The sequence below is a fragment of the Reyranella humidisoli genome (genome assembly GCF_019039055.1).
Classification (GTDB): Bacteria; Pseudomonadota; Alphaproteobacteria; order Reyranellales; family Reyranellaceae; genus Reyranella; species Reyranella humidisoli.
In genome coordinates this window covers 1920933-1947579 of sequence record NZ_JAHOPB010000001.1, presented here as the reverse complement: position 1 = coordinate 1947579, position 26647 = coordinate 1920933, and the positions used below count along the sequence as shown (strand labels likewise).

The window sequence follows — 26647 nt, the reverse complement described above, 5'->3', positions numbered from 1 at the left end:
CCAATGAGCGACCCGCAGAACGCCGCCGAGCAGCGTATTCCCGTCACCGTGCTGACGGGCTTCCTCGGCAGCGGCAAGACCACCTTGCTGAACAAGCTGTTGCGCCGGCCGGAACTGGCCGACACCGCCGTCATCATCAACGAGTTCGGCGAGATCGGCCTCGACCATCTGCTGGTCGAGAAGTCCGACGACGAAGGCATGGTGACGCTGAATTCCGGCTGCCTGTGCTGCACGGTGCGCGGCGATCTCGTGCGCACGATGAGCGAGCTGTTCCTGAAGCGCTCGCGCGGCGAGGTCTCGCCGTTCAAGCGCATGGTGGTCGAGACGACCGGCCTCGCCGATCCCGCCCCCATCCTGCACACGCTGATGACCGATCCGCTGCTCGCCTCGCGCTACCGCCTCGACGGCGTGGTGACGACGGTCGACGGCGTGAACGGCGCCAGCACGCTCGACAATCACGAGGAGGCCGTGAAGCAGGCTGCCGTGGCGGACCGCATCCTGCTCACCAAGGTCGACATCGCCGACGCGCCCAAGCTCGCCGAGTTGAAGCACCGGCTGCATCACCTCAATCCCGGTGCGCCGTTCCACACGGTCGCCACCGGCGAGATCGATCCCAACCAGATCCTCAATGCCGGCCTCTACAATCCAGAGACCAAGAGCGCCGACGTAAAGAAGTGGCTGCAGGCCGAGGCCTATGAAGGCAGCCACGATCATGGGCATGGGCACCATCATCACGGCCATGACCACGGGCACGATCACGGGCATTCCCACGACACTCACGGCCACGGCGAACAGGATCCGCACGACGTGAATCGTCACGACGACCGCATCCGTTCTTTCTGCATGACCTTCGACGAGCCGATGAGCTGGTCGACCGTGGCCGCCGCCTTCGACGCGCTGGTGACCTATCGCGGCCCGGACCTGCTGCGCATGAAGGGCATCCTGAACGTCAAGGACACCGACAAGCCGGTGGTGATCCACGGCGTGCAGCACGTCTTCCATCCGCCGGCCACGCTCGATGCCTGGCCCGAGGGCGACGATCGCAAGAGCCGCGTCGTGTTCATCACGCGCGACATCGGCGAGAGCACGATCCGCAAGGTCTTCGCCTCGTTCTTCGATGCCGAGAAGAAGGGCTGGGGCAAGGACGCGGGCGAGCAGGCCAAGGCGCAATGAAACTCGCGACCATCACGCACGGCGGCGTCACCAAGGCCGCGCTGGTCGCCGCCGACGGTAAGACTTTCTGGCCGCTGGAAGGGATGCTGGGCCGCGCCGTTCCCGATCTCGGCGCCATCGCGTGCGAACTCGACGCGATCAAGCCGAAGCTGAAACCGGCGGGCGCCGTCCTCCCGCTCTCGGCCGTGAAGATCGAGGCGCCGATCCCGCGCCCCGCACGCAACGTCATGTGCGTGGGCAAGAACTATCACGAGCACGCCAAGGAGTTCACGCGCTCGGGCTTCGACAGCAGCGCCAGCTCCGCGGCCGACGCCATCCCGACCGCGCCGATCATCTTCACCAAGGCGCCGGACTGCGTGATCGCCGACGGCGAAGACATCCGCTATCCCGAAGGCGTCAGCGATTCCGTCGACTACGAGGCCGAGCTCGGCCTGGTCATCGGCAGGGGCGGCCGCGGCATCACCAAGGCCGATGCCTACAAACACATCTGCGGCTACACGATCATCAACGACGTGACGGCGCGCGACCTGCAGGGCAAGCACAAGCAGTGGTTCCTCGGCAAATCGCTCGACACCTTCTGCCCGATGGGCCCGTGGCTGGTGACGTCGGACGAGGTCGATCCGGAAAACCTCAACGTGAAGTGCTGGGTCAACGACGAGCTCCGACAGGATGCCAACACGCGCGACCTCATCTTCGACATCCCGACCCTGATCGAGACGATCTCCGCCGGCATCACGCTGAAGCCCGGCGACGTGATCGCCACCGGCACGCCGGTCGGCGTCGGCATCGGCTTCACGCCCCCGAAGTTCCTGAAGCGCGGCGACCGCGTCACGATCGAGATCGACGGGTTGGGCCGGCTGTCCAATATGGTGGCGTAGAAGCCGCCCAACGAAAGGTCCCTCGCTACGCTCGGGATGACTATTTTGCTGGGATCTGCGCAGTGCGCCCGTCACACAAACGGTGTCGTCCCGAACGCAGTGAGGGACCTTTACCCTCCCCAGTCTGTCCGGGTCAGCCGCCCAGCAGGCCCATGTCGAGCTTCAGCAGGGCCATCAGGCCCAGCACGACGAAGGCGCTGGCCGCCAGCGAGCGCACCAGCTTCAGCGATACCTTGCGCGAGAGGACGTCGCCGAACAGCACGGCCGGTACGTTGGCGATCATCATGCCGAAGGTCGTGCCGGCGGTGACGGCGACGAGATCGTTGAAGCGCGCCGACAGCGCCACGGTGGCGATCTGCGTCTTGTCGCCGATCTCGACCAGGAAGAAGGCGACCGCCGTGGCGATGAACGCGCCGGCGGCGCCCGCGACCTTGGGGCCCTCGTCGGCCTTGTCGGGGATCAGGCACCAGACGGCCATGGCGAGGAACATGACGCCGAGGATCCAGCGCATGGCGTCCGGTCCCAGCCAGGCGGCGACCGCGGCGCCGGCCCAGGCGGCGAGCGCGTGGTTGGCAAGCGTCGCGACCAGGATGCCCAGGATGATGGGCACCGGCCGCCGATAGCGGGTGGCGAGGATCATCGCCAGGAGCTGCGTCTTGTCCCCGATCTCGGCGACGGCAACGAGTCCTGTTGAAACAAGAAAGGCTTCCACGGCGGACACACATAGCGGGACCGAGCACGAACCGATGACTCCCCGCACTGCCCGATCCCGCGGGTGAAAGTGCTGGAAGCCAAAGGTCTCGCCAAGCGCGGTCCGAAGGACCGTCGGTCGCCGGATGGGCCATGGCTCCGAAGAACCAAGTCTGTTGACACATCCGCCTCTGGGGTGAGGCCGGCTACTCCCCGATGACGAGCCACAGTTAGCCGCCTGCTCGGGCGCTCGCAAGGCACCGAACGTCGCGGGTTTTTGCGAACCCCTCGCAACGTGTACTGGCATGAAAGGCGCATTGCCCTAAAGTCGCCTGACTGGTTCGAGGTGCCTGATGCCGTCTTTGTCGAAGCGTCGCCTGCTCGCTCTCTCGTTGCTCGCCGCGCCGCTTGCGCGCGCCGCATTCGCCCAGACTTGGCCAGACCGGCCGATCCGCATCGTCGTTCCCTTCCCCGCCGGTGCCGGCGTGCTCGACATCATGGCGCGCTTGCTGGCGCAGCATCTCGGCCCCGCACTCGGCCAGCAGATCGTGATCGACAATCGCCCCGGTGCGGGCGGCACGATCGGCGCCGACGTCGTCGCGAAGGCGCCGCCCGACGGCTACACGGTGCTGATGGGCAATCCGTCGCTCGTGGTGAACCCGTTCCTGATGGCGAAGATGCCCTACGACCCGATGACGGACTTCATCCCGCTCACCCTGGTCAACACGGCACCGCTGCTGCTGGTCGCGCATCCCTCGCTGCCGGCCAACTCCGTGGAGGAGCTGATCGCGCTGGCGCGGGCAAAGCCCGCCCAGCTGAACTATGGCTCCGGTGGCGTGGGCAGCACCCCGTTCCTCGCCACTGAACTCTTCCGCTCGATGGCCAACATCGACGTGACCCACGTTCCCTATCGCGGCGGCGCGCCGGCCCTGGCCGATCTGGTCGCGGGCCAGCTCAGCTTCATGATCGAGAACATGCCGGGCACCCTGCCGCTGGTGAAGTCGGGCAAGCTCAAGGCGCTGGGCGTCACGACCGGCCATCGCGCGGCGCTCGCACCGGACATTCCCACCATCGCCGAATCCGGCGTGCCGGGATACGAGGTGGTCGGCTGGAACGGGCTTTTCCTGGTCAGGGACACACCACGCGCCATCGCCGGCAAGCTCTACGACGAGGTGGCCAAGGCCCTGCGCAGCGCCAGCGTGAAGGAGCAGATGGCGGCGCTGGGCGCCGAGCCCGGCGGCAACACGCCGGCCGAGTTCACCGCCTTCGTGCGCGCCGAATCCGCGCGCTGGGGCAGGATCATCCAGGACAAGGGCATCAAGCCCGAGTGACGCTCCCGATGGCGGCCGATGCGAGCTTCGTGTCGACCACGTCCTCAAAGGCGATGTCGCCCGACAGGATACCGGACGAGCGCATGGCAGCGTGCAGCCGGTCGTAGCCCTCGCGGCGAATGACCGGATCCGGCCCCCAGAGATTCAGCGCGCGATAGCGGTCGATGCAGGCCGCGAACAGGTCGCGCGAAACGTCGGGAAAGAACGACTGCACCGTATCGGCGATGTCGAACGACGGCGCCGTGGCGAACCATTTCAGGGTCGCGTCCATGCCGCGGATCATGCGCGAGAGTTCGTCCGCGCGGCTCTCGAGCAGCCCGCGTCGCGTCACCAGCGTCGTGTAAGCGGTCAGGCCGCGATCGGCGGCGGCGTACCAGACGTGTCCCGCGCCCGTCGAGATCAGCCGCTCGGCATAGGGCTGGAAGACCTGCACGGCGTCGATCTTGCCTTCACGCAACGCCGCTTCGTTCTCCGCCATGCTCGTGTCGGTGACACGATCGGCCTTCGCGGGATCGACGCCGGCGCGCCTCAGATCGTCCTGCAGGCAGACCCAGGGCGTCGGCACTTCCGAGACCGTCGCGAGCTTCATCGACAGGAGATCGGCGAACCTGAAGTCGGGACGCGGCCGTGCGCCGATCACGAAGAACGGATCGCGCGCCACGACGTCGCAGAAGCAGACCAGGTCCGACTTCGGGTCGGTGTCGCGGGCGATCATGACGCGCAGCGGTCCGCCCCACATCACGTCGACTTCGCCGGCCCGCAGTGCCGCGGCGGCCGCCAGCGGATCGGGCGAGGGCCGCAGCTCGACCTCGACACCCGCCCGCGCGAAGGCACCCGTGGCATGGGCCGCGTAGAAGGGCGCGTAGAACAGGGCGCGGAAATTTTCCGAAAGCACGATAGCCATGCACCGATCCTATCACGGCGCATCTCCCACCGCAGGGCGCCGCGTGCTAGGCCTTGGGCATGGCGAAATCCAAGGCTCCCGCGACGACCCCGGCGGACGGCGAGAACAAGCCGATCCGCAACCTCTATCTGATCGACGGCTCCGGCTACCTGTTCCGCGCCTATCACGGCCTGCCGCCGATGAATCGGCCCGACGGGACGCCGATCAACGCGGTGTTCGGCTTCTGCCGCATGCTGGTGGCCGACCTGCTGGACAATCCGGAGATCGATCACATCGCCATGATCCTCGACGCCGGCAGCGTCACCTTCCGCAACAAAATCTACGACAAGTACAAGGCCAACCGCCCCGAGCCGCCGGAAGACCTGATCCCGCAGTTCCCGCTGATCCGCGAAGCGGCGCGCGCGTTCAACGTCACGGTGTGCGAACTCGACGGCTACGAGGCCGACGACCTGATCGCGACCTATGCCCGCCTGGCGCTGGAGGCCGGCGGCACCTGCACCATCGTCTCGTCGGACAAGGACCTGATGCAGCTCGTGCGGCCGGGCGTCGAGCTGATGGACCCGATCAAGAAGATCAAGCTGGGGCCCGAGGCGGTGATGGAGAAGTTCGGCGTGACGCCGGACAAGGTCGTCGACGTGCAGGCGCTGGCCGGCGATTCGACCGACAACGTGCCGGGGGCCCCGGGCATCGGCGTGAAGACCGCCGCGCAGCTCATCAACGAGTACGGCACCCTCGAAGCGCTGCTCGAGCGCACCAAGGAGATCAAGCAACCCAAGCGCCGCGAATCGCTCGAGAACAATGCCGAGCTGATCCGCATCTCCAAGCAGCTCGTCACCTTGCGCGACGACGTGCCGACACCGGCCGATCCCGATTCCTTCGACAAGCGCCGGCCCGATCCCAACGTGCTGCTGCCGTGGCTGGAGAAGCAAGGGTTCAGGACCCTGCTGCAACGCTTTACCGGCGAACTGGGCGAAGCGACGGCGCCCATCGGGCCGGCCTCCGGGCCCGCGCCCGCAAAGAAGGCCGAGCCGACGCCCGCGCCCGCCACTTCCGCGTCGAAGAAGCCCAATCGCGATTTCACGACGGCCGACTACGAGCTGATCCAGGACGAGAAGCTGCTCGACGAATGGATCGCCGAAGCGACGCGCGCCGGCACGGTCGCGTTCGACTGCGAGACCGACGGACTCGATTCCAACAATGCCGGCCTGGTCGGTGTCTCCCTCGCCTTGCTCGAAGGCCCGTGGGGCGACGTCAACTCGACGCGCCGCCGGGCGGCCTACCTGCCGCTGATGCATCGCGTCCCCGGCGCCGCCGTGCAGGGCGCGCTCGATCTTCTGGGCGACGGTGGCGACAAGGATGCCGGCAAGCTGCTCGACGGCCAGATCCCGCTGAAGACGGCGATCGAGAAGCTGAAGCCGCTGCTGGAAGACCCCGCCGTGCTCAAGGTCGGCCAGAACATCAAATACGACATGGCGGTGTTCCGCCGGCACGGGATCGAGATCGGACCGGTCGACGACACGATGCTGATCTCCTTCGTCCTCGACGCCGGCAAGAACAACCACGGCATGGACGAGCTGGCGGAGCTGCATCTCGGCCAGAAGACCATCAAGTTCTCCGACGTGGCCGGCAGCGGCGCCAAGCAGGTGACCTTCGACAAGGTGCCGCTCGACAAGGCGCGCGACTACGCCGCCGAGGATGCCGACGTCACCATGCAGCTCTGGGCACGCCTCAAGCCGCGCCTCGTCCCTGAGCGCGTCACCTCGATGTACGAGACGATCGAGCGACCGCTGATCCCGGTGCTGATCTCGATGGAAAGCGCCGGCATCAAGGTCGATGCCTTCAAGCTCAAGGGGCTGAGCGCCGACTTCGAGAAGCGGCTGGCCGAACTCGAGGGCGAGATCCACAAGATCGCCGGCCGCGAATTCAACGTGGGCTCGCCCAAGCAGCTGGGCGAAATCCTGTTCGACGAGCAGAAGCTGCCTGGCGGCAAGCGCAACAAGAACGGCTCGTGGGCGACCGACGCCTCGGTGCTCGACGATCTCGCCGCGCAAGGCCATCCGCTGCCGGTGAAGATCCTGGAGCATCGCCAGCTCGCCAAGCTCAAGGGCACCTACACCGACGCACTGATGCGCCAGGTCGATGCCAGGACGGGCCGCGTCCACACTTCGTATCACATGACCGGCGCCGCCACGGGCCGCCTCGCCTCGACCGATCCCAACCTGCAGAACATTCCGGTGCGCAGCGAGGAAGGTCGCAAGATCCGCCAGGCCTTCATTGCCGAGGCCGGTCACAAGCTCTTGAGCGCCGACTATTCGCAGATCGAGCTGCGCCTGCTGGCGCATGTCGCCGACATACCCGAACTGAAAGCAGCTTTCGCGCGCGGCGACGACATCCACGCGATGACGGCGAGCGAGATGTTCGGCGTGCCGGTCAAGGGCATGGACCCGCTGATGCGCCGCCGCGCCAAGGCGATCAACTTCGGCATCATCTACGGCATTTCGGCCTTCGGCCTCGCCAACCAGCTCGGTATCGGCCAGCAGGAGGCGAAGGAGTACATCGGCAAGTACTTCCAGCGTTATCCCGGCATCCGCGACTACATGGAACGGACCAAGGAATTCGCGCGCAAGCACGGCTACGTGCTGACGCCGTTCGGCCGCAAGATCCACCTGCGCTTCATCCACGACAAGAGCCAGGGCATGCGCGCCTTCGCCGAGCGCGCCGCGATCAATGCGCCGCTGCAGGGCGGCGGCGCCGACATCATCAAGCGCGCGATGATCCGCCTGCCCGGCGCGCTCACCGCCGCCAAGCTGAAGGCCAAGATGCTCCTGCAGGTCCACGACGAGCTGCTGTTCGAAGTGCCCGAGAGGGAGCTCGACAAGACCAGGGACGTGACCCGCAAGATCATGGAAGGCGCCGCCTCGCTCACCGTGCCGCTGGTCGTCGACACCGGCGTCGGCGACAACTGGGCGGCCGCCCATTGATGCGGCTCGAAACCCGACCACAACACCAGTGTCATCCCGAGCGCAGCGAGGGATCCTTAGCGACGCCTACCAAGGATCCCTCGCTGCGCTCGGGATGACACCGTTTCCTGCATCGAAACAAAATTGAGGAACGCCATGAAGATCTGGGGCCGCGCCAATTCGATCAATGTGATGAAGGTGCTGTGGTGCGCCGACGAGTGCGGCGTGAAGTACGAGCGCGACGATGTCGGCGGCGCGTTCGGTGGCAACGACCAGAAATGGTACCTCGACATGAATCCCAACGGCGTCGTTCCGACCATCGACGATGGCGGGCGCATCATCTGGGAGAGCAACTCGGCGGTGCGCTATCTCGCGGCGAAGTATGCCGCGGGCTCGCTTTGGCCCACCGATCCCGGCCAGCGCAGCGAGGCCGACCGCTGGATGGACTGGCAGCTCAGCACCATCGCCGAGCCGATGCGCATCGCCTTCTGGGGCCTGATCCGCACGCCGCCGGAAAAGCGCGACATGGCGGCGATCGGGAAAGCGGCTCAGGAGGCCGGCAAGCTGTTCGGCCGGCTCGACAGCTGGCTCGCCGGCAAGCGCTACGTCGCGGGCGACCGTTTCACGATCGGCGACATCCCCGTCGGTTGCTTCATCCATCGCTGGTACGCGCTGGAAATAGAACGCCCGGACCTGAAGAACGTCCGGGCGTGGTACGAGCGGCTCACGACGCGCCCGGCCTATGCCCGGCACGTCATGATAAAGCTGACCTGAGCAGCAGGCTTCCGGCGTCGTTCCAGCTGGGAAACCTCCGCGTCGCCAGCGCGCGCGCGATCCTGTCTCTGGCGGCCGCCAGAGCCTCTCCGTCGGAGATCCAGGCGGCCATCGCCCGCGTCAACGCTTCGGGACTCGCGGGATCGAAGTAGGTTGCGAGATCGAGGCCGGCCTCGCGCGTCGCTCCGGCATTCGAGGCGATGCAGGGCACCCCGAGGGCAAGGCTCTCCTGCACCGCCAGCCCCCAGCCTTCACCGTGACTCGGCATGACCGTGAAAAGAGCGTTCCTGTAGAGGACCCCGAGATCGCCGTCGGAAAGATTTTCGAGCCAGAGCAGGTTGCCGTTGCGGGAACCCGATGCCAGCCGGGCGCGCACCTCGGCCGCTTTCCAGCCGTAACCACCGACGATCACCAGACGCGGGACAGCGTCGCCAAACCGCGCCCGAAGCTCATCGGTCGCATCGAGCAGCGCCGGGACATTCTTGCGTGGCTCGATCGTGCCGACCGACAGCATGAACGGCTTGTCGATCAGTCCATGACGCCCAAGGACCAGGCGGTCGGAAAGACGATCATGGCCCGCGTCGCGCAAGGCATCGAAGCTGTCCCAGCCCATCGGCAAGACAGCGATCGGCTTTTCCGGTACCGACCGGTCGGCGAGATAGCGCTGCACCTGTTGCCTGACGAATTGCGAGCTGGTCAGCCAGCAATCCACGCTCGGGGCGATCCCGTGAAGCTGCTCGGCGAAAACCCGCACGGCGCCGGCGGGAGTCCATTCCGGCCGCTCGATGAGATAGAGGTCGTGGATCATCTGGACGACCCGCACGCCCGTTCGCTTCTTCAGACCAGCGACCGTCGCGACGTACTTCTTCTGCCACCAGAGATCGCCGGGATTGAACAACGCGTCTTGCGAGCCGGGCGGCGCGACGATATCGAGCGTCGGCAATGACCGCCGCGCGGCTCCTTCCGTCCAGGCCTCGATGAGACCTTCCATTCGGGTCAGCCCGGCTGCTAGATACGGCAGATGGAAGTATCGACCTTCGGACAGCATTTCCGGGAGTGTCGCCAATCGCAATCCCTGCGCCAGAATACGCCGCAGGCGCGAGATTGCCGAGGAGCGTCCGCTACCGAGGTTGGCAATCAGTTCGGGTTCGATCCTGTAGAATCGATCGCTACCGAGTATACGCACCACGAACTCGACCGTGGACGATTGTCGGACGACGTCCGAGGACGCCACTTTCTCGATAACCCTCTGCACACCGCCGGGATGCCGGAAGTAGGCATACCAATGCACCAGTCCCGTCAGATCGTAGAGCAACCGCGCACTCACGGGTCGCGTCCGCTTCCGTCGAGGCTCGCCTGCTTCAACAACACCTGCCCCGCATCGTTCCAGGTGGGGAAATGCTCCGAGTCCAGGGCCTCGGCAATTCTCGCCCGCTCTCGCTGAAGGGCGGCGCCATCGGTGATCCAATGGGCCATCGCAGATTTCAAACTCGCAGGATCCAAAGGATCGAAATGAACCGCAAGGCCACGACTGGACTCACGCAGCGCTCCGCCGGTCGAGGCGATGCAGGGCACGCCATGGGCGATGCTCTCCTGCACCGGTAGTCCCCATCCCTCGGAATAACTGGGCGACACAGTGAAGAGCGCGGCGCGATAGATGGCAGACAGATCGGCGTCGCGAACCCTGGTCAGCCACCTGGTGTGCGGGGTGCGCCACAGGCGCGCCGCAAGACCCTTCGCGCTCCACCCGTAACCGCCCACGACCACCAAGTCTGGAACACGCTCACCGAGATCCCGGCGCAAGTCCTCCATGACATCGAGTAGCATGGCCAGATTCTTGCGCGGCTCGACGGTTCCGACGAACAGGATAAAGGGTTGACCGACGATGCCGGAGCGGCGGAGCGCCATCCCAGCGCCGGGGCGATCCTCCCCCCTTGAAACCGCGAAACTATCCCAGCCCATGGGAAGGACCTCGACAGGTCGCGGAGGCAGCGAGTGGCTCCCCATGTAAACCCCGAGCTGTTCCTTCACGAAAACCGAATTGGTCAGCCAACGATCGACGCCAGGTGCAGCCTCGCTGAAGGTGGACGTGAATGTGCGCACGAAGGTTGGCGAGGCCCAGTCAGGCCGTTCGATAAAGAAAAGATCGTGGATCATCTGCACGACCCTCACCCCTGTGCGGGCTTTGAGCCGAAGCACGAACGGGGCGTAGTAATTCTGCCACCACAAATCCCCTGGGTTGAAAAACGTATCCTGCGGCCCGGGCTCCCGCACGACTTCCAGTGGCGGCAAGGCGGTCGGCAATCGCCTGCCGAACCAGGCCTCGACCAATGGCGCCAGACGAGCATGACCGAGGAGGAAGTAGGGAGCGTGGACAATGGCCATGTCCGATAAGGGGCCACCGCGCCGTACCTGTCGCATCGTCATCGTGAAGAGGGCGCGCAGGCGGGCTATCGCCGCCCTGCGCCGCAGCGGATCCTGGAGATCACGCAATGTGCGGCCATCCACCCTGTAGAGTTCATCGCCGCCAAGAGCGCGCGCCACGAACTCCACGTGCTTGTTACGCTGAACTACCGTCGAGGTAAGCAGCTTTTCAGCCACCCTCTGGATGCCAGAGGGATTCGGGAAGAAGGCATACCAGTGAAGCAGCCCGCTGACGTCGAAGAGAAATCTACGGGTCACGTCCCGACTTTCGACCATCGGTCAATGCGCTGTCGGCCAACATAAATGCGTGGTCCAGCACTCGCAAGGTCACTATCATTTCAATACATCTGCCCCAACATGAAAACATTCCGCCACATCATCATCACTGGCGCTTCGAGTGGCATCGGGGAGGCGCTGGCCATCGACTATGCTGCTCCTGGCGTCGTTCTCGGCCTGACGGGCCGTGACGCCAGGCGTCTGTCCGCGGTTGCGGATGCCTGCCGAACCAGGGGCGCGACGGTGCTTGCCGACACCGTCGACACCACCGATCGAACCGCAATGGCGCTCTGGTTGAAGGCGTTCGACGACGCTCATCCAGTCGACCTGCTGATTGCCAACGCCGGGATATCGCTCGACCAGAACAACCTGGAAGTCGAACCCTTCGATTCGGCCCACAGGACCATCGCGGTCAATATCACGGGTGTACTGAACACTGTCGAGCCGCTGATTGATCGCCTCATGGCCCGACGCGAAGGACAAGTTGGCGTGATTTCGTCCCTTGCGGCTTTCTTCGGCCGCCCGCGATCCGCTTCGTATAACGCGAGCAAGGCGGCGATACGCGTCTGGGGAGAGAGCCTTCGCTTCCCCCTCGCAAAAGCCAATGTCGGATTAAGCGTCGTCTGCCCGGGCTATGTAACGAGCCGCATGACCGATGCGATCGCCGATCCCAGACCGAAAACGATGAGCACCGGGCGAGCCTCGCAGATCATCCGGCACGGCCTCGCCCGCAACAGACCGCGGATCGCCTTCCCCTTTGGCCTCACCGTCGGCGTCTGGTTTACGGCGCTGCTTCCCGTCTGGCTGAGTGCGCGGATGTTGAAGGAGTAGGGCCGCATGCCGTCCGCTACGGAGAACAGGCCCAAGACGCGTACCATCGTATTTTGCCATATCGACAGCCTGTGTTGCCTCCCGGCATTGAACGCGGTGTTCGCGGAATTCGGAAACGACATAGGTCTCGTCCTCTCCTCGCGGCGGTTCGGCTCCAGTCACGGCACATTCTGGGAGCAAACCACCGCTGGCTTCCGGCGCTATGGCATCCCACTCAACCTCTGGCTGGGCTTCGACCTGATATCGGTACCGATCGTCGCCTTTTTCGCGCGCTGGCTTTCGCGGATCACCGGACGACCCCCGGCACTGGCGACATTGCCCGAACTGGCGCGGCACTATGGTGCGCGGTTCGTCGAAACATCCGACGTCAATTCCGCCGAGACACTTGCCGCCATACAGGCTTGCGCTCCCGATTTCATCGTCGTCATGAATTTTGACCAGATCCTGCAGCCCTCTCTGATCGCTCTGCCGAAGGTGGCTGCGTTGAATGTTCACCCGTCCCTGCTTCCAAAACTGCGCGGCCCCTGCCCCGTGCTGTGGGCGCGAGCGAGGCAGGAGCGCATTTCAGGCGCCACGGTTCACGCGATTGAAGATCGCACGATCGACGCCGGCCGCATCATTGCCCAGGTCGAAGTGCCGATCGATGGCGCAACGTCGGTCGGCGAACTGACGACGCAATTCTTCTCCGCCGGCGCGCGCGCCCTGCCGGCTGTACTGGCGCGTCTCTCGGCCGACAGGAGCGCGGGACAACCGCAGCGGCTCTCGGACGGTCAGTATCTGGGATATCCGACGGCGCTCCAGATGAAAGACTTCCGGCGCGCAGGACTTCGCCTCTGCCGCCTGCGTCACGCCGCCCACCTGGTGTCGGCAGCTCTCGGCGTGACCCGCTGGAAGCCGTAGCTGGAAGTAACTAGCGGCGCTTCGGGAGCTTCGAGCTCTCGGCCAGGATGGCGCGGTCCACCACCGTGAACAGGTAGGCGTCGGGCGACAGGGTGCAGCCGCCGCGCACCAGATGGGCGAGCTGGGCGCCCTGCTCGCCATCGGGGATCACCACGCCGCGCACGCGCGCCGAATGCTCGGCGAGGAACACCGCCAGCGCCTTGCGCGCCTCGGGGTTCATCGCATGCGCTTCCCTGCAGGTGATGTAGGCGGCCTGGTCGAAATTGAGCGGCGGCATCTGGGCCTGGGCCGACGCCGAGAGGCCGACGAGGGCCGCACCGAGCGCGACGATGAACCTGGAAATCATGGAAAGCTCCGCGCTTACTTGCTGTTGCCGATGGCGGTACCGCCGAGATAGCCGACCGCGCCGCCGATCAGGCCCGCGCCAACCACCGCGCCGAAGCTGCCACCGGTCGCCAGGCCGATGCCCGTGCCGGCCGCCGCGCCGACCAGCGCGCCGGTCTGGCCGTCGGACAGGTTGTTCATGTTGCAGCCACCCAGGAAACCGGCTGCCAACAGCAGCGTCAGGACCTTGGTCTTCATCGCACTTCTCCCCCTGAGCACGCCTCCGTCACGGAGGCGTCATGTCCGCTTTCACCCAACCCTTATCAGGATTGAAGGTCGTCATCATCCCGGCGCGCTGCGCCGTATCGGGTCCGAGGTCCTGCTGGAAGACCTCGCCCTTGTAGTCGACGATGAAAGTCATCACGCCGGTCACGCCGTAGCGAACGGGCCAGGCGATGGCGGCGAAGCCACCGATCATGCGGCCGTTCACGATGTAGTCGCGGGCGCCGCCGGGCGCCGCGGGCCCCTGCGCATAGAGAAGCCGGAAATAGTAGCCGTAGTGGCCGTCCGGCGACTTGCCGTCGACCTGGGCACGGGCGACGGCCGGCCCCAGCGGGCTCTGCGGCTCGCCGGGCGTGGTTTCCCAGTAGAGACCGTTCTTGCTGCCGGGCGAGCTGAGCAGACGACGCGCATAGACCGGCGAGCCCGTCTTCATCGGATCGAGCGCGACGTAGTCCCGCTGGGCGTCGACGATCGCCAGCATCGTCTGGATGACAGCGGCTTCGTCATGGCCGATCTGGCGCAGGCGCATTTCGCGCCAGCCCGCGACGGCATCGAAACGCCACTCCGCGCCGTCCTTCACGATCGGAATCGGCAGCGTCCAGCCGGCCTTGCCGGCCACGATCGTCGCCTTGTCGCCCGAAACCTTGACCTCGTGACCCTCGTCCCACGCGGCAAGATAGGCCGCGCGGCGCGCCTGGACCTGCTCGGAGGTCGCCGGCACGAATTCTCGCCACTCGGGCCCGAGCAAAGCGCCCAGCCTCTGGGCATCCATCTTGCGCACCGCGTCCGTGAACGCGTTGGCAGCCGCCTCGGCGGTCGGGTATCCCTGCACCTTCGCCGCCTGCTGGGCGATCACGCCGCCGGCCAGGCCCCCTGCAAGGCCCACGAACACGACAAGGGCGAGAAGACCGCGCCTGAACATCGTGCCGTTCATCGCCGTCCTCCCCCGAACCTGCCGCCGCCACCGCCGCCGAAATGCTCACCGCCGCCGCCGCCGCCCCAGCTCCGGTTGCCCCAGGACTGGCTGCCGCGTTCGAAGTCGCGGTTGGCGCTGCCGCCGCGGTTGATGTCGCCGAACGCGCCGCGCTCGCCGGCGGAACGATTCTCCAGGTTGCGGCTCTCCGCCGGCCGGTTCTCCGCGGGACGATTCTCGGCTGGCCGATTCTCGCCGGGACGCTGCGTGTAGTTGCCGCGTCCGTCGAGCTGGCCGCGAAACTGCTCGCGCTGCTGCGAATCGGGACGATGCTGGCCGAACGCCTGGCGCTCGGCCGGCGTGCGGTAGGGCACGCCGTCGCGGTGCGCCGGATCGTGGTTCCACTGGCCGTTGCGATAGCGGTCGGCATTGAAGTTGTTGGCGCTGATGCTGGTCGCCCGGTTGACGTTCACGGTCGTATAGCTGTTGCCCCAGCCGCCGCCGCCGTAACCCCAGTGCCAGCCGCCGAACATCGCCGCGCCGGCGGCAACGCCCAGGCCGAACATCATGCCGGTCATAAGCGCCGCGCCGTAATTGGGCGGCGGCGGATAATAGGGCGGCGGATAGGCCGGATAGGGCCACGGGCCGTAGGCCCAGGCCGGATTGTAGTAAGGCACGTACATGACTTCCGGATTGGCCGGCTCGATGACGATCGCATTGGCACCGCCGCTCGACTGCGTCGTCACCTTCTGCTGCGGCGTCGACTTCAGGTTGCCCGCCGCCTCCGCCTTGGCACGCAGCCGCTGGACCGCCGTCGCGACGTCCTTCTGCTGGCCGATCATCGCGTCGCCCAGCTTCTGGGTCCAGTCGAGCTGGTTGCTCATCATCTGCAGCGTCTGCGGAAACGCGGTGAGCGACTTCACGCTGACGTCCCAGCTTTTGTCCTTCACCGCCGCAACGGCAGCATCGCCCTTGAGGTTGGGATTGGCCTGCGACCAGCGCGCCGCCTCGACGATCTCCAGGGGATAGGTCGCACCCATCAGCACCTGCGACAGAAGCGCGTCGGGATAGAGGGCGATGGGCGCCAGCAACTGGTCGAGCTGCTCGGTCGTGAACGGCTTGTTGGAATCCTGGGCGCGCGCGGCGAAGGGAGCCAGGACCAGCATGGCCGTCGACAATGCAAGAAGTTTGCGTCGTTCCATGTGCTGCTCGTTCCCTGAAAATGCCGACGAAAAGAACGGCGGCACAGTACCGGCGAAGACCATATCCCGTCCAGCGCAGGGCCGCTTCGCTCACATCAGGCGATAGACCTGCTCCGGCTCGTCCCTGCCCTTCACGTGCCGCAATTCCGGAGTCGGCAGAACGCCCAGCACTTCCGGGTGATTCATCGCCGCGATCGTATCGCCACTCGCCAGCACGATCACATCCTCGTCGTCGCGCATGAACTCCTTGCCGAGCTGTTCGAAGCGCTGCGCGACGTTCACCGTGTCGCCGACCACGGTGTAGTTGACCCGTCCCGGTGCGCCGATGTTGCCGACGACCACCGGCCCGGAGTGAATACCGATGCGTAACCGCACCGGAGCCTTGCCCGACGCGGCGCGCTGGCGGTTGTCCTCCTGCAGGACACGGCCCATCTCCAGCGCGGCATGCACCGCACGATCGGCATGGTCGTCCATCTTGGAAAGGCCGCCCCACACGGCCATGACGCAGTCGCCGATGTACTTGTCGATCACGCCCTGGTCGTTCTCGATGCAGGCGCCCAGCAGCGCGAAATGATGGTTGAGCATGTCGGCCGTTTCCTGCTCCGGCAGATCCTCGGCCTGCGGCGTGAAGCCCACGATGTCGGTGAACATCACCGTGACAGTGCGGCGTCGCGACGCCACCGCGTCCTCGCCGAGTTCCATCAACCGGAAGACCAGGCGATGGGGCACGTAGGCGCCGAACCATTTCAGCGCGCCGCGCGCCTTGTCGAGACTGTGGCCGGCATCGTCGATCTCGCGAAGGCGCGACCGGCGATGGAACGGCTGATCGAACTTGAGATGCTCGATCGACTCGGCGGCCGACGTCAGCGTGCGGATCGAGCGCGCCATGCTGAGCCCCATGAACAGCGCCAGCAACGCAGCGATGGCCAGCGTGATGCCGCCGACAATCGCGCCGTTGGTCAACCGGTTGAGGTCGCCGGTCGCGTCCTCGATCGGAAAGTACTGCCCGACCAGCCAGGGTTCCGGCCCGAACAGCCTGAGTTCGCGATAGACGAACACCCAGCGCCGGCCGCCTTCCTCGACGACATGGCCGAGCGAGCCCAGCGCCCGGTCGATCTGCGGCGAGCGCACCGGCGGGTCCCAGATCTTGGCCAGCACCGGATCGTCGACTTCCTTGATCGTCGGCAGCGGCCGCTGTTCCGACAGGCCCAGTCCGCGCGGGTCGATCAGCCGGCGCGCCGCCAGGACCTGGTCGCGGCCGACGAGGATGAAGTATCGCCCGTCTCCGCCCCGGCTCGGATTGCCGATGAGGTAGGAGAGATCGCCGACCGCCACCGTGGCGATCAGGCCGCCGATGAAGGCGTTGTCGATGCGCCGCACCGGCGTGCGCACGTTGACCACCGGCTGCTTGATCGTCTCGCTCCAGAAGAGCGCGCCCCAGAAAGTTTGCTGCGCCGTCTGGAGCTGACGGAAGCGCTCCATGCCCTGCGGCTGGGTGACCAGCGAGATGGTTTCCCGCTCGATCGTGCCGTCGGGCTCGCGGAGCGCGCGATGCAGCTGGAGATCGAGCGTGGCGAAGCCGATCGCCGACACCGCCGGGACCTGGCGCATCATGACCGCCAGCATCTCGCGCACGGCGACGGGCGATTCGATGTCGATGCGCCCGCCGGCCGCCAGCGCGGCGATCAGTTCGAGCTGCTCGCCCACCGGATCGAGCCGGCTGCGCACCAGCGCCACCTGGGCATCGACCACGCGGGCCGCGCGGTCGACCAGCAGTCGGTCCGCGGTACCGGTCGCCCCGGCCAGAACCACGATGTAGGCGATGCCGGAAATCAGCGCGAGCGAGACGAAGGCAAGCGCCAGAGCGGCGACGAGCGGCAGCCGCCAGCGCCGGCGCAAGGCCGCTGCCGCTGCGACAGGAGGGGGTGTCTCGGAAGGGCTCACGCGGCGGACATCATAGGATGTCCGCCGCGCCGAAGCGATGTCGCGCTGGCCTCAGGCCGCGGCGCGGATGGCCGACTTGTTGACCTTGTCGTCGACGTGGCTCTCGAACTGCTGGAAGTTCTTCTCGAAGCGCTGGGCGACGTCACGCGCGGCGCTGTCGTAGGCCTTCTTGTCCTTCCAGGTGTTCTTCGGATTGAGCACCTCGCCTGGCACGTCGGGGCAGGCGCTGGGCACCTGCATGCCGAAGTGCGGATCGGTCGAGGAGGCGACACCGGCCAGCGTGCCGTCGAGGGCCGCGCGTACCATCGCGCGCGTGTGGCGGATCGACATGCGCTCGCCGACGCCGAAGCCACCGCCCGACCAGCCGGTATTCACCAGCCAGCACTTCACGTTCTGGCGGGCCATCTTCTCGCCCAGCATCTTGGCGTAGACCGTCGGATGGCGCGGCATGAACGGCGCACCGAAGCAGGTCGAGAAGGTCGCCTGCGGCTCGGTCACGCCCTTCTCGGTGCCGGCGACGCGCGCCGTGTAGCCCGAGAGGAAGTGGTACATCGCCTGCTCCGGCGACAGGCGGGAGATCGGCGGCAGCACGCCGAACGCATCGGCCGTCAGCATCACGATGTTCTCGGGCGTGCCGGCGATGCCGGTGGCCGAGGTGTTCGGGATGAAGTCGAGCGGATAGCACGCGCGGGTGTTTTCCGTGTAGGCGCCGTCGTCGAGGTCGAGCCGGCCGGTCGCCGGATCGATCACGACGTTCTCCAGAACCGTGCCGAAGCGGCCGGTGGTGGCATAGATCTCAGGCTCGGCCTCGCGGCTGAGCTTGATCACCTTGGCGTAGCAGCCGCCCTCGAAGTTGAAGAGGCTGTCCTCGGCCCAGCCATGCTCGTCGTCGCCGATCAGGGTGCGCGTCGGATCGGCCGACAGGGTCGTCTTGCCGGTGCCCGACAGGCCGAAGAAGACCGCGACGTCGCCCTTCGGTCCGAGATTGGCCGACGCATGCATCGGCAGCACGTTCTTGTCCGGCAGCAGGTAGTTCAGGATCGTGAACACAGACTTCTTGATCTCGCCGGCATACCAGGTGCCGCAGATCGCCACGACGCGATCGGTGAAGTTCACCAGGATGGCGCAGTCCGACGCCGTGCCGTCGAGCTTCGGATCGGCCTGGAAGCCCGGCAGGTTCAGGATCGTGAACTCGGGCTTGAAGCCTTCGAGTTCCTCGGGGCGCGGCCGCAGGAACATGTTGCGGGCGAACAGATTGTGCCACGCCGTCTCGTTGACCACGCGCACGCCGATGCGATGCGCGGGATCGGCGCCGGCCCAGCAGTCGCGCACGAACAGATCGCGGCGTTGCGCATAGGCGATCATGCGGTTGTAGAGCGCGCGATAGCCAGCAGGGGTGATGGGCTTGTTGGTCTTGCCCCAGTCGATCCGGCCCTTGCTCTCCGAGTCCTCGACGATGAACTTGTCGTTGGGCGAGCGGCCGGTATGGACGCCGGTGCGGACGACCAGCGCGCCGCCATCGGCCACGACACCTTCGCGGCGGCGGACCGCCTCCTCGTAGAGCGCGGGAACCTGGAGGTTCCAGTAGACGTTCCCCGGGTTCTTGAGCCCGAGTGTTTCCAGTCCAAGTTTCGGTACGACGAAGCCCGCCTGATGCACAGCGTTTCTCCTGCTTTCCGGCTAATCCGAATGGCGAAGGTGTTATTGCCCTATGCGCTACTGGCAGGGCTATAGGGTGGCAAGTGCCTGCGACAAGTTAGTGTCGAGGATCATGTGGATCGGACTTCGCAACCGCGAAATAAATGTCGCGTCGCGGAATCACCTTTCTTCCGGTTTCGCGGGAGGATCGGTCCGGGCCCGGGCGACCAGAGCCACCAGAACCTTGCGCGCGTCGCCGGCCGCCCCAAGCGGAGCGTCGAAGTCGAGCCGCGCGGTCTCTCCGCCCCGCCGCAGATCGAGGCCCTCCGGATCGATGCCCGTCATCGTCCACCCGCCGGCGGTCCGGCCGATCAACTTCTCGGCATAAAGCTGGACCGCATCGCCATGGTCCTCGTTCATATGGCCGACGATGCCCTGTTCGGCCGCCGCCAGGCCCTCGGCCTCGGGGGCCGCCAGCCCAGTCCGGTCGATCCATCGGATCTTGCCGAAACCGCCCACCAGATGACTGCGCTCCACGGAAACTCGGTAGAATCCGAAGTCCCTGAAGCCGGCATAAAGGGCCGCATCGGGATGCCGGGCCAGGAAACGCCGCTTCAGACGTTCGTCGTCGGTCCGTTCGGCACGCCCCAGCACGGTGACGCGCGGTCCGGTCAGGGGCTGGTCGAGGCCCGCCGTCCCGTCGAACAGCAGGGAAACCCGGCCGTCGGCCCGGATTGCCTTCGTATGCTCTGCAAGATCGCTCAGCAGCAGGATGGGTGTCAGGTCGTGATCGACCGCCACCAGAACCAGCGATGCATAGGGCCAGCCGGCCGGTTCGGCGGGCAGGAACGTGGCCAGGGACGCCCGATCGAGGCCGCGCAGCAGGGCGCGCACGGTGCGAGGCATGTCGTCTTGGGTCATTTTCGGTTCAAAAAAGCCGCAATTATTCGTTGAGTATTGTGGACCGGGAAGGCGGCGGCGACGGCCCGGTCTGTGATAGCATGGTCAGATTGCCGTTGTCCGCTGCAGGAGAAGCCACGCCGTGCGCAAGAACATCGCCCTCGTCGACGACGATCGCAACATCCTCACCTCGGTGTCGATGCTGCTCGAAGCCGAAGGGTTCCAGATCAAGACCTACAATGACGGAGCGTCGGCTTTGGAAGGCCTGAACCAGGCGCCCCCGGACCTCGGCATCTTCGACATCAAGATGCCGCGCATGGACGGCATGGAGCTCCTGAACCGCATCCGCAAGACGCAGCAGTTCCCCGTCATCTTCCTCACCTCGAAAGATGAGGAGATCGACGAGGTGCTGGGTCTGCGCATGGGGGCCGACGACTTCATCCGCAAGCCGTTTTCGCAACGCCTTCTGCTGGAGCGCATCCGGGCCGTGCTGCGCCGCGCCGACGTGGGCGGTGGCAAGGGCGAAGCCGCCGCCGAGCGCATCGTGCGCGGCGAGCTGGTCCTCGACCCCAGCCGCCACCAGTGCACCTGGAAGGGCAAGGAGGTGCACCTCACGGTCACCGAGTTCCTGCTCCTGAAGTCGCTCGCCGAGCGGCCCGGTCACGTCAAGAACCGCGATCAGTTGATGGACGCGGCCTACGGCGAGACGATCTACGTCGACGACCGCACCATCGACAGCCACATCAAGCGCGTCCGCCGCAAGTTCCGCGAGGTCGATGGCGAGTTCGAGCAGATCGAAACGCTTTATGGCATCGGATACCGATACCGCGACTCCTGAGCCCGCGCCGCGTCCGCTCGGGTCACCGACTTTAAGTTCCCGGATCGCGACGGCGCTCGGCCGCCTGTTTCCGCGTGCGGTGCGCAAGGCACCGCCGCAGGCGACGGGCGCTGCCGACTCGCCGTCGCTGCTGCGCCGACGGCGCAGTGTCGATCGCAGCCACTCGCCGCTGACCCGGCGCATCCTGCTGCTCAACCTCATCCCGGTGGCGCTGCTCACCCTCGGCGCAGTTTACCTCAGCGACTACGAGGAGGAGCTGATCGACACCGAACTCGCCTCGCTGCTGGTGCAGGGCGAGATGGTGGCCGCCGGCATCGGCGAGGTCGCGGTGGTCGGCGGCGAGACGACGGTCAACCGCATGGACGCCGACGCCGCGCGGCAGTTGCTCACGCGCCTCGTCCGCCCAACCGGCGTGCGCGCCCGCCTTTTCAGCGAGACCGGCGAACTGCTGGGCGATTCGGCGATGCTGAACGAGGTCGGCCGCATCCACGTCGTGCCCCTGCCGCCGCCGGAAATGCCGGTTGCCACCATCGAAACCGAGACGAAGTTCGGCGACCGCATCAGCGACTGGATCGCCCGCCAGCTCTCGAGGGTCGATCATTATCCCGAGTACATCGACAAGCCGGTGCCGACGCTGCGCGACTTTCCCGAGGCGGCGAGCGCGTTGCGCGGCTTCAATGCCTCGGCCGTGCGCAGCGCCGGCGACGGGCGGCTGATGCTCAGCGCCGCCGTGCCGGTGCAGCGCTACAAGCAGGTGCTGGGCGCCCTGCTGCTGACCCGCGACAACCGTGCCATCGCCGCGTCGCTGCGCGAGGTCCGCTACGACATGCTGACCATCGCCGCGGCCGCGCTCGGCATCACCGTACTGTTGTCGCTCTATCTCGCCGGCACCATCACCCAGCCGATCGTGCGCCTGGCCCGCGCCGCCGACGAGGTCCGCCTCGCCCGCGAGAGTCGGCCGGAGATCCCCGATCTCGGCAAGCGCGGCGACGAGATCGGCGACCTGAACGATGCGCTGCGCTCGATGACCGAGGCGCTGTGGCTGCGCATCAACACGATCGAGAGCTTCGCCGCCGACGTGGCGCACGAACTCAAGAATCCGCTGACGTCGCTGCGCTCGGCGATCGAGATGGCGGGCCATCCCAACCTCGATGCCGAGCGGCGCGCCAAGCTGATGGACATCGTCATGGACGACATCAACCGCCTCAACCGGTTGATCTCCGACATCTCCGACGCCTCGCGCCTCGATGCCGAGCTGATGCGCGGCGAGGTACGACCGGTCGAACTCGACAGGCTGCTGCGCGACATGGTCCATCACTACGCGGTAACGGCCAACCAGAAGTCGGGCGTCGAAGTCGAGTATCGCGTGGCCGCCAATCCGCCCTTCGTGGCGCATGGCCATGACGGCCGCTACGGCCAGGTCTTCCGCAACGTCATCGACAACGCGATCTCCTTCTCGCCCAGGGGCTCGAAGATTGTCGTCGAGTTGAGCCGCGAACCGCGCAACGGGCCGTTCGTCGTCACCATCGACGACGAGGGTCAGGGCATACCCGAGGACAATCTCGAATCGATCTTCCAGCGCTTCTATTCCGAGCGCCCGACCGAGCATTTCGGCCAGCATTCGGGCCTCGGCCTGTCGATCTGCCGCCAGATCGTGGAGACCTACGGCGGCACGATCGCGGCGAGCAACCGGCGCGCGCCGGACGGCAGGATCCTGGGTGCCCGATTCACGGTCCGGCTGCCGTCGGCCAGCGGGCGGAAGTGACCGTCACGGTAACGACTTTCGTTCACGCGACCTGCGTCGCGCTGCAGGCGGGCGGCAGGCGCTGGCGCGGCGTCCTGCTGCGGGGGCCGTCGGGCGCCGGCAAATCGGACTTCGCGCTTCGTCTCGTCGATGCGGGCGCCAGGCTCGTGGCGGACGACCAGACCGCCCTGTTCAGGCGGGGGCCATCTCTCATCGCCGCACCGCCGGGCACGATCTCCGGCCTGTTGGAAGTCCGCGGAATCGGGATCGTGAAGGTTGGCCGTCCACGGCTTCTCGCGCAGGTCCCGATCTCCCTGCTGGTCGATCTCGTGCCGCCGGAGAAAATAGAACGTATGCCGGAGCCGGCCCGGGAGGAACTGCTGGGTACCGAATTGCCAGTCGTCAGGCTGACACCTTTCGAAGCTTCCGCCTCTGCGAAGTTGCGCCTTGCTCTGGCGCAAATCCCGGCGGCATGATCGAAACAGCCCGCTATGCCAGACAGCCCTGCCTTGCCCGACCCCGCGACCACGCAAGATGCCCGTCGGCCCTTCGTCGTGGTCACCGGCCTGTCGGGCGCCGGCCGGGGAACCGCACTGAACGTGCTGGACGATCTGGGCTATGTCGCCGTCGACAATGTGCCTCTGCCGCTGCTTCACGACCTCATGCGATCGACGGGCGGTGCGCCCGGTGAAACGGCCCCGCCTCTGGCCCTGGGTGTCGATACCCGCACCTTCGGCTTCAACGCGCGAACTCTCGTCGAGCAGGTCGCCGAGCTTCGCGAGCATCCGGGCCTCGCCGTGCGGCTGCTGTTCCTCGAGGCCGATACGGAAACCCTGCAGCGGCGCTACACGGAATCGCGCCGGCCTCACCCGATGGCGCCCGACCGCCCGGTCATCGACGGCATTACCGAAGAGCGCCGCCAGATCGGCTGGATGCGCGACGCGGCAGACCTCTCGATCGACACGTCGTCGCTGTCGCCCCACCGCCTCAAGCAGTTGCTGGCCGGTTATTTCGGCCGCGGGCGCAGCGTCGGCACCCGAATTTCCGTTATGTCGTTTTCCTTTCGGCGCGGCCTGCCGCGCGAGGCGGACTTGGTCTTTGACGCGCGATTCCTCAAGAATCCGCATTACGACCCCATTCTGAAGCCGCTTACCGGCTGCGATCCGGCCGTGGCGGCGTTTATCGCAACCGACCCCGACTACCGTCCGTTCGTGAACAACCTGCAGGGCCTGATCGGGCCGCTGCTGCCCCGGTTCGACGCGGAGGGCAAGAGCTATCTGACCATCGCGATCGGCTGCACCGGCGGCAAACACCGCTCTGTGGCGCTGGCCGAGGAGATTGCAGACTGGTTGCGAAGCGCAGGCCGCTCCGTCACTCTCTCGCACCGGGACGTTGGGGCGGCCGGGGAGGCCGGTGGCGCAGGGTAGAGCAAAGAATGATCGGTATCGTACTCGTGACTCACGGCAATCTGGCGCAGGAATTCAAGGCCGCGCTGGAGCATGTCGTCGGAGTGCAGCAGTGCCTCTCCACGGTCTGCATCGGCGCCGACGACGACATGGAGAAGCGACGCGCGGAAATCCTGGAGCGGGTTCGGGCCTGCGAGACGGGTGAAGGCGTCATCGTGCTGACCGACATGTTCGGCGGCACGCCGTCAAATCTCGCGATCTCCATCATGGAGCAGGCGCGGGTCGAAGTACTGGCCGGCGTTAACCTGCCGATGCTGGTGAAGCTCGCCAGCGTGCGCACGCGGCCGATCGCGGAGGCCGTGCGCATGGCGCAGGAAGCCGGCCGCAAATACATCACCGTCGCCTCACGGATCCTGGCGAAGGAAGCCTCGTGAGCGACACCCTGCCGGGATCCAGTGCCGACGCCGGTATTGGCGCGCTGAAGCGCAGCCTCGCCATCGGCAACAAGCGTGGACTGCATGCCCGGGCGGCCGCCAAGTTCGTCCGAACGGCGGGCCAGTTCGACGCGGTCGTGCGCGTCTCCTTCAAGGGGCAGGAAGTCTCCGGCCTTTCGATCATGGGCCTGATGATGCTCGCCGCCGGGATCGGCAGCAGCGTCGAGGTGGTGTGCTCCGGCCGGCAGGCAGCGGACGCCATGGCCGCCATTTCGGCGCTCGTCGAAGGAAAATTCGGCGAGGATTGAGCAGCGGCGATGCCCGGCATAAAGACTCGGGCATATCGACATAAATTATTGCTTATATGTTGATCCGGCGCGTTGAGGCTGTTCCGCGCCGCTGATAGAACACGCCCGCTTTCGCAATTCGCCGCATGCCGGAACCGGCACAGCCAAGGAGCGCCAAATGGCCGACTACATCGTCAAGGATATCGGACTCGCCGACTGGGGCCGCAAGGAACTCGACATGGCCGAGACCGAGATGCCGGGCCTCATGTCGATCCGCAAGGAATACGGCCCGAAGAAGCCGCTGAAGGGCGCGCGCATCGCGGGCTCGTTGCACATGACCATCCAGACCGGCGTTCTGATCGAGACGCTGAAGGCGCTGGGTGCCGACGTCCGCTGGGCCTCGTGCAACATCTACTCGACGCAGGACCATGCCGCCGCCGCGATCGCCAAGGCCGGCACGCCGGTCTTCGCCATCAAGGGCGAGAGCCTCGAGGAATACTGGGACTACACCCACAAGATCTTCGAATGGCATGACGGCGGCGAGCCGAACATGATCCTCGACGATGGCGGCGACGCCACCCTGCTGGTCCATCTCGGCGCGCGCGCGGAGAAGGATCCCTCGCTGGTCTCCAAGCCGACCAACGAGGAAGAGGAAGTCCTCTACAAGGCGATCCTCAAGACCAACAAGGAAAAGCCCGGCTGGTACGCCAAGCTCGGCGCCTCGATCCGCGGCGTCACCGAGGAGACGACCACGGGCGTCCATCGCCTCTACAACATGGCGAAGGAAGGCAAGCTCCTGTGGCCGGCCATCAACGTCAACGACTCGGTCACCAAGTCGAAGTTCGACAATCTCTACGGCTGTCGTGAATCGCTGGTCGACGGCATCCGCCGCGGCACCGACGTGATGATGTCGGGCAAGGTGGCGATGGTCGCGGGCTTCGGCGACGTGGGCAAGGGCTCGGCCGCCTCGCTGCGCCAGGCCGGCTGCCGCGTGATGGTGTCCGAAGTCGATCCGATCTGCGCCCTGCAGGCGGCGATGGAAGGCTACGAGGTCGTGACGATGGAAGAGGCGGCGCCCAAGGCCGACATCTTCGTCACCGCCACCGGCAACGTCGACGTGCTGACGCTCGAGCACATGAAGGCGATGAAGCATCGCGCCATCATCTGCAACATCGGCCACTTCGACAGCGAGATCCAGATCGCGAGCTTGCGTAACTTCAAGTGGCACAACGTGAAGCCGCAGGTCGACGAGGTCGAGTTCCCCGACGGCAAGCGCATCATCGTGCTGTCGGAAGGCCGCCTGGTGAACCTGGGCAACGCCACGGGCCACCCGAGCTTCGTGATGTCGGCCTCGTTCTCGAACCAGACGCTGGCCCAGATCGAGCTGTGGACCAACCCGACCAAGTACGAGAAGCAGGTCTACACGCTGCCGAAGTTCCTGGACGAGAAGGTCGCGGCGCTCCACCTCGAGAAGGTCGGCGCCAAGCTGACCAAGCTGCGCCCCGACCAGGCCAAGTATATCGGCGTGCCCGAGGCCGGCCCGTTCAAGGGCGACCTCTACCGCTACTAAGCGGCCGGCAACGGCCCACAGCGG

The 26647-nt window shown here is 66.2% G+C and carries 25 protein-coding genes and 1 riboswitch; of the genes, 14 read left to right on the top strand and 11 right to left on the bottom strand.

Annotation, left to right across the window (positions count from 1 at the left end):
* Positions 1–3: 3 nt before the first annotated feature.
* Together KQ910_RS09550 and KQ910_RS09545 are read left to right on the top strand one after the other, a co-directional pair.
* The gene (locus KQ910_RS09550; protein ID WP_216958801.1) at positions 4–1173 is read left to right on the top strand and encodes a CobW family GTP-binding protein; all 1170 of its coding nucleotides are present in this window, start codon (positions 4–6) and stop codon (positions 1171–1173) included.
* A complete protein-coding gene (locus KQ910_RS09545; RefSeq protein WP_229600364.1) occupies positions 1170–2051 on the top strand; it encodes a fumarylacetoacetate hydrolase family protein in 882 nt (293 codons plus the stop codon). The genes KQ910_RS09550 and KQ910_RS09545 overlap by 4 nt, the downstream gene beginning before the upstream one ends.
* A 133-nt stretch (positions 2052–2184) precedes the next feature.
* Here KQ910_RS09545 and KQ910_RS27190 read toward each other — a convergent pair whose 3' ends face one another.
* Complete coding sequence (locus KQ910_RS27190) at positions 2185–2763, bottom strand: TMEM165/GDT1 family protein (RefSeq protein WP_369408313.1); 579 nt, start codon at positions 2761–2763, stop codon at positions 2185–2187.
* 104 nt (positions 2764–2867) lie between these two features.
* Positions 2868–2975, bottom strand: a riboswitch (yybP-ykoY riboswitch).
* Between the two features lie 119 nt (positions 2976–3094).
* Between KQ910_RS27190 and KQ910_RS09535 the strand changes: the two genes are divergently transcribed.
* Complete coding sequence (locus KQ910_RS09535; protein ID WP_216958795.1) at positions 3095–4072, top strand: Bug family tripartite tricarboxylate transporter substrate binding protein; 978 nt, start codon at positions 3095–3097, stop codon at positions 4070–4072.
* Here the strand turns inward: KQ910_RS09535 and KQ910_RS09530 are convergent.
* Entirely contained in the window at positions 4059–4976 is a 918-nt protein-coding gene (locus tag KQ910_RS09530) for an ABC transporter substrate-binding protein (RefSeq protein WP_216958793.1), read from the bottom strand. The two genes, KQ910_RS09535 and KQ910_RS09530, sit on opposite strands and share 14 nt — an antisense overlap.
* A gap of 59 nt (positions 4977–5035) precedes the next feature.
* Between KQ910_RS09530 and polA the strand changes: the two genes are divergently transcribed.
* Both polA and KQ910_RS09520 read left to right on the top strand, forming a co-directional pair.
* Positions 5036–7957 carry a DNA polymerase I gene (gene polA, locus KQ910_RS09525; protein WP_216958790.1) on the top strand — a complete coding sequence of 974 codons (2922 nt, stop codon included), beginning with the start codon at positions 5036–5038 and terminating at the stop codon, positions 7955–7957.
* A 135-nt stretch (positions 7958–8092) separates the two neighbouring features.
* The gene (locus KQ910_RS09520; protein ID WP_216958787.1) at positions 8093–8710 is read left to right on the top strand and encodes a glutathione S-transferase family protein; all 618 of its coding nucleotides are present in this window, start codon (positions 8093–8095) and stop codon (positions 8708–8710) included.
* Here the strand turns inward: KQ910_RS09520 and KQ910_RS09515 are convergent.
* Together KQ910_RS09515 and KQ910_RS27185 are read right to left on the bottom strand one after the other, a co-directional pair.
* Positions 8691–10025 carry a glycosyltransferase family 4 protein gene (locus KQ910_RS09515; RefSeq protein ID WP_216958784.1) on the bottom strand — a complete coding sequence of 445 codons (1335 nt, stop codon included), beginning with the start codon at positions 10023–10025 and terminating at the stop codon, positions 8691–8693. The genes KQ910_RS09520 and KQ910_RS09515 overlap by 20 nt on opposite strands.
* 8 nt (positions 10026–10033) lie before the next feature.
* Complete coding sequence (locus tag KQ910_RS27185) at positions 10034–11392, bottom strand: glycosyltransferase family 4 protein (protein WP_216958781.1); 1359 nt, start codon at positions 11390–11392, stop codon at positions 10034–10036.
* A gap of 99 nt (positions 11393–11491) precedes the next feature.
* On the opposite strand from KQ910_RS27185, the gene KQ910_RS09505 reads away from it, so the two are divergent.
* The gene (locus tag KQ910_RS09505) at positions 11492–12241 is read left to right on the top strand and encodes an SDR family NAD(P)-dependent oxidoreductase (protein WP_216958778.1); all 750 of its coding nucleotides are present in this window, start codon (positions 11492–11494) and stop codon (positions 12239–12241) included.
* Positions 12242–12247: 6 nt separating this feature from the next.
* Complete coding sequence (locus KQ910_RS09500) at positions 12248–13141, top strand: methionyl-tRNA formyltransferase (RefSeq protein ID WP_216958775.1); 894 nt, start codon at positions 12248–12250, stop codon at positions 13139–13141.
* 10 nt (positions 13142–13151) lie between these two features.
* On the opposite strand, the gene KQ910_RS09495 is transcribed toward KQ910_RS09500, so the two are convergent.
* The 7 genes from KQ910_RS09495 to KQ910_RS09465 form a co-directional block, all read right to left on the bottom strand.
* A complete protein-coding gene (locus KQ910_RS09495) occupies positions 13152–13487 on the bottom strand; it encodes an HdeA/HdeB family chaperone (protein ID WP_216958772.1) in 336 nt (111 codons plus the stop codon).
* A 14-nt stretch (positions 13488–13501) separates the two neighbouring features.
* Entirely contained in the window at positions 13502–13723 is a 222-nt protein-coding gene (locus tag KQ910_RS09490) for a YMGG-like glycine zipper-containing protein (RefSeq protein WP_216958769.1), read from the bottom strand.
* Between the two features lie 28 nt (positions 13724–13751).
* Positions 13752–14681 (bottom strand): DUF2950 domain-containing protein, encoded by a 930-nt coding sequence (locus KQ910_RS09485; RefSeq protein WP_216958766.1) that lies wholly within the window; start codon positions 14679–14681, stop codon positions 13752–13754.
* Positions 14678–15862, bottom strand: coding sequence for a DUF3300 domain-containing protein (locus KQ910_RS09480; protein WP_216958763.1), 1185 nt, complete (start codon positions 15860–15862; stop codon positions 14678–14680). The genes KQ910_RS09485 and KQ910_RS09480 overlap by 4 nt, the downstream gene beginning before the upstream one ends.
* 90 nt (positions 15863–15952) lie before the next feature.
* Positions 15953–17806, bottom strand: a complete 1854-nt coding sequence (locus KQ910_RS27180; protein WP_216958760.1) for an adenylate/guanylate cyclase domain-containing protein — start codon at positions 17804–17806, stop codon at positions 15953–15955.
* Between the two features lie 51 nt (positions 17807–17857).
* Positions 17858–19465 (bottom strand): phosphoenolpyruvate carboxykinase, encoded by a 1608-nt coding sequence (locus tag KQ910_RS09470; protein WP_216958757.1) that lies wholly within the window; start codon positions 19463–19465, stop codon positions 17858–17860.
* A 159-nt stretch (positions 19466–19624) separates the two neighbouring features.
* On the bottom strand, positions 19625–20365 hold the full coding sequence (locus KQ910_RS09465) for a HugZ family pyridoxamine 5'-phosphate oxidase (RefSeq protein ID WP_216958755.1): 741 nt from the start codon (positions 20363–20365) through the stop codon (positions 19625–19627).
* Between the two features lie 121 nt (positions 20366–20486).
* Here KQ910_RS09465 and KQ910_RS09460 point away from each other — a divergent pair, with 121 nt between their 5' ends.
* The 7 genes from KQ910_RS09460 to ahcY all read left to right on the top strand — a co-directional run bounded on the left by KQ910_RS09460 (position 20487) and on the right by ahcY (position 26623).
* Positions 20487–21182 (top strand): response regulator transcription factor, encoded by a 696-nt coding sequence (locus KQ910_RS09460; protein WP_369408312.1) that lies wholly within the window; start codon positions 20487–20489, stop codon positions 21180–21182.
* Complete coding sequence (locus KQ910_RS09455; RefSeq protein WP_216958752.1) at positions 21151–22947, top strand: sensor histidine kinase; 1797 nt, start codon at positions 21151–21153, stop codon at positions 22945–22947. The genes KQ910_RS09460 and KQ910_RS09455 overlap by 32 nt, the downstream gene beginning before the upstream one ends.
* On the top strand, positions 22944–23402 hold the full coding sequence (locus tag KQ910_RS09450) for an HPr kinase/phosphorylase (RefSeq protein WP_216958749.1): 459 nt from the start codon (positions 22944–22946) through the stop codon (positions 23400–23402). The genes KQ910_RS09455 and KQ910_RS09450 overlap by 4 nt, the downstream gene beginning before the upstream one ends.
* Positions 23403–23435: 33 nt before the next feature.
* Positions 23436–24353, top strand: coding sequence for an RNase adapter RapZ (gene rapZ, locus KQ910_RS09445; protein ID WP_216958746.1), 918 nt, complete (start codon positions 23436–23438; stop codon positions 24351–24353).
* Between the two features lie 8 nt (positions 24354–24361).
* A complete protein-coding gene (locus KQ910_RS09440; protein WP_068189501.1) occupies positions 24362–24766 on the top strand; it encodes a PTS sugar transporter subunit IIA in 405 nt (134 codons plus the stop codon).
* Entirely contained in the window at positions 24763–25074 is a 312-nt protein-coding gene (locus tag KQ910_RS09435; RefSeq protein ID WP_369408311.1) for an HPr family phosphocarrier protein, read from the top strand. Before KQ910_RS09440 ends, KQ910_RS09435 begins: the two co-directional genes overlap by 4 nt.
* A 157-nt stretch (positions 25075–25231) precedes the next feature.
* On the top strand, positions 25232–26623 hold the full coding sequence (gene ahcY, locus KQ910_RS09430; protein WP_216958743.1) for an adenosylhomocysteinase: 1392 nt from the start codon (positions 25232–25234) through the stop codon (positions 26621–26623).
* Positions 26624–26647 lie beyond the last annotated feature (24 nt).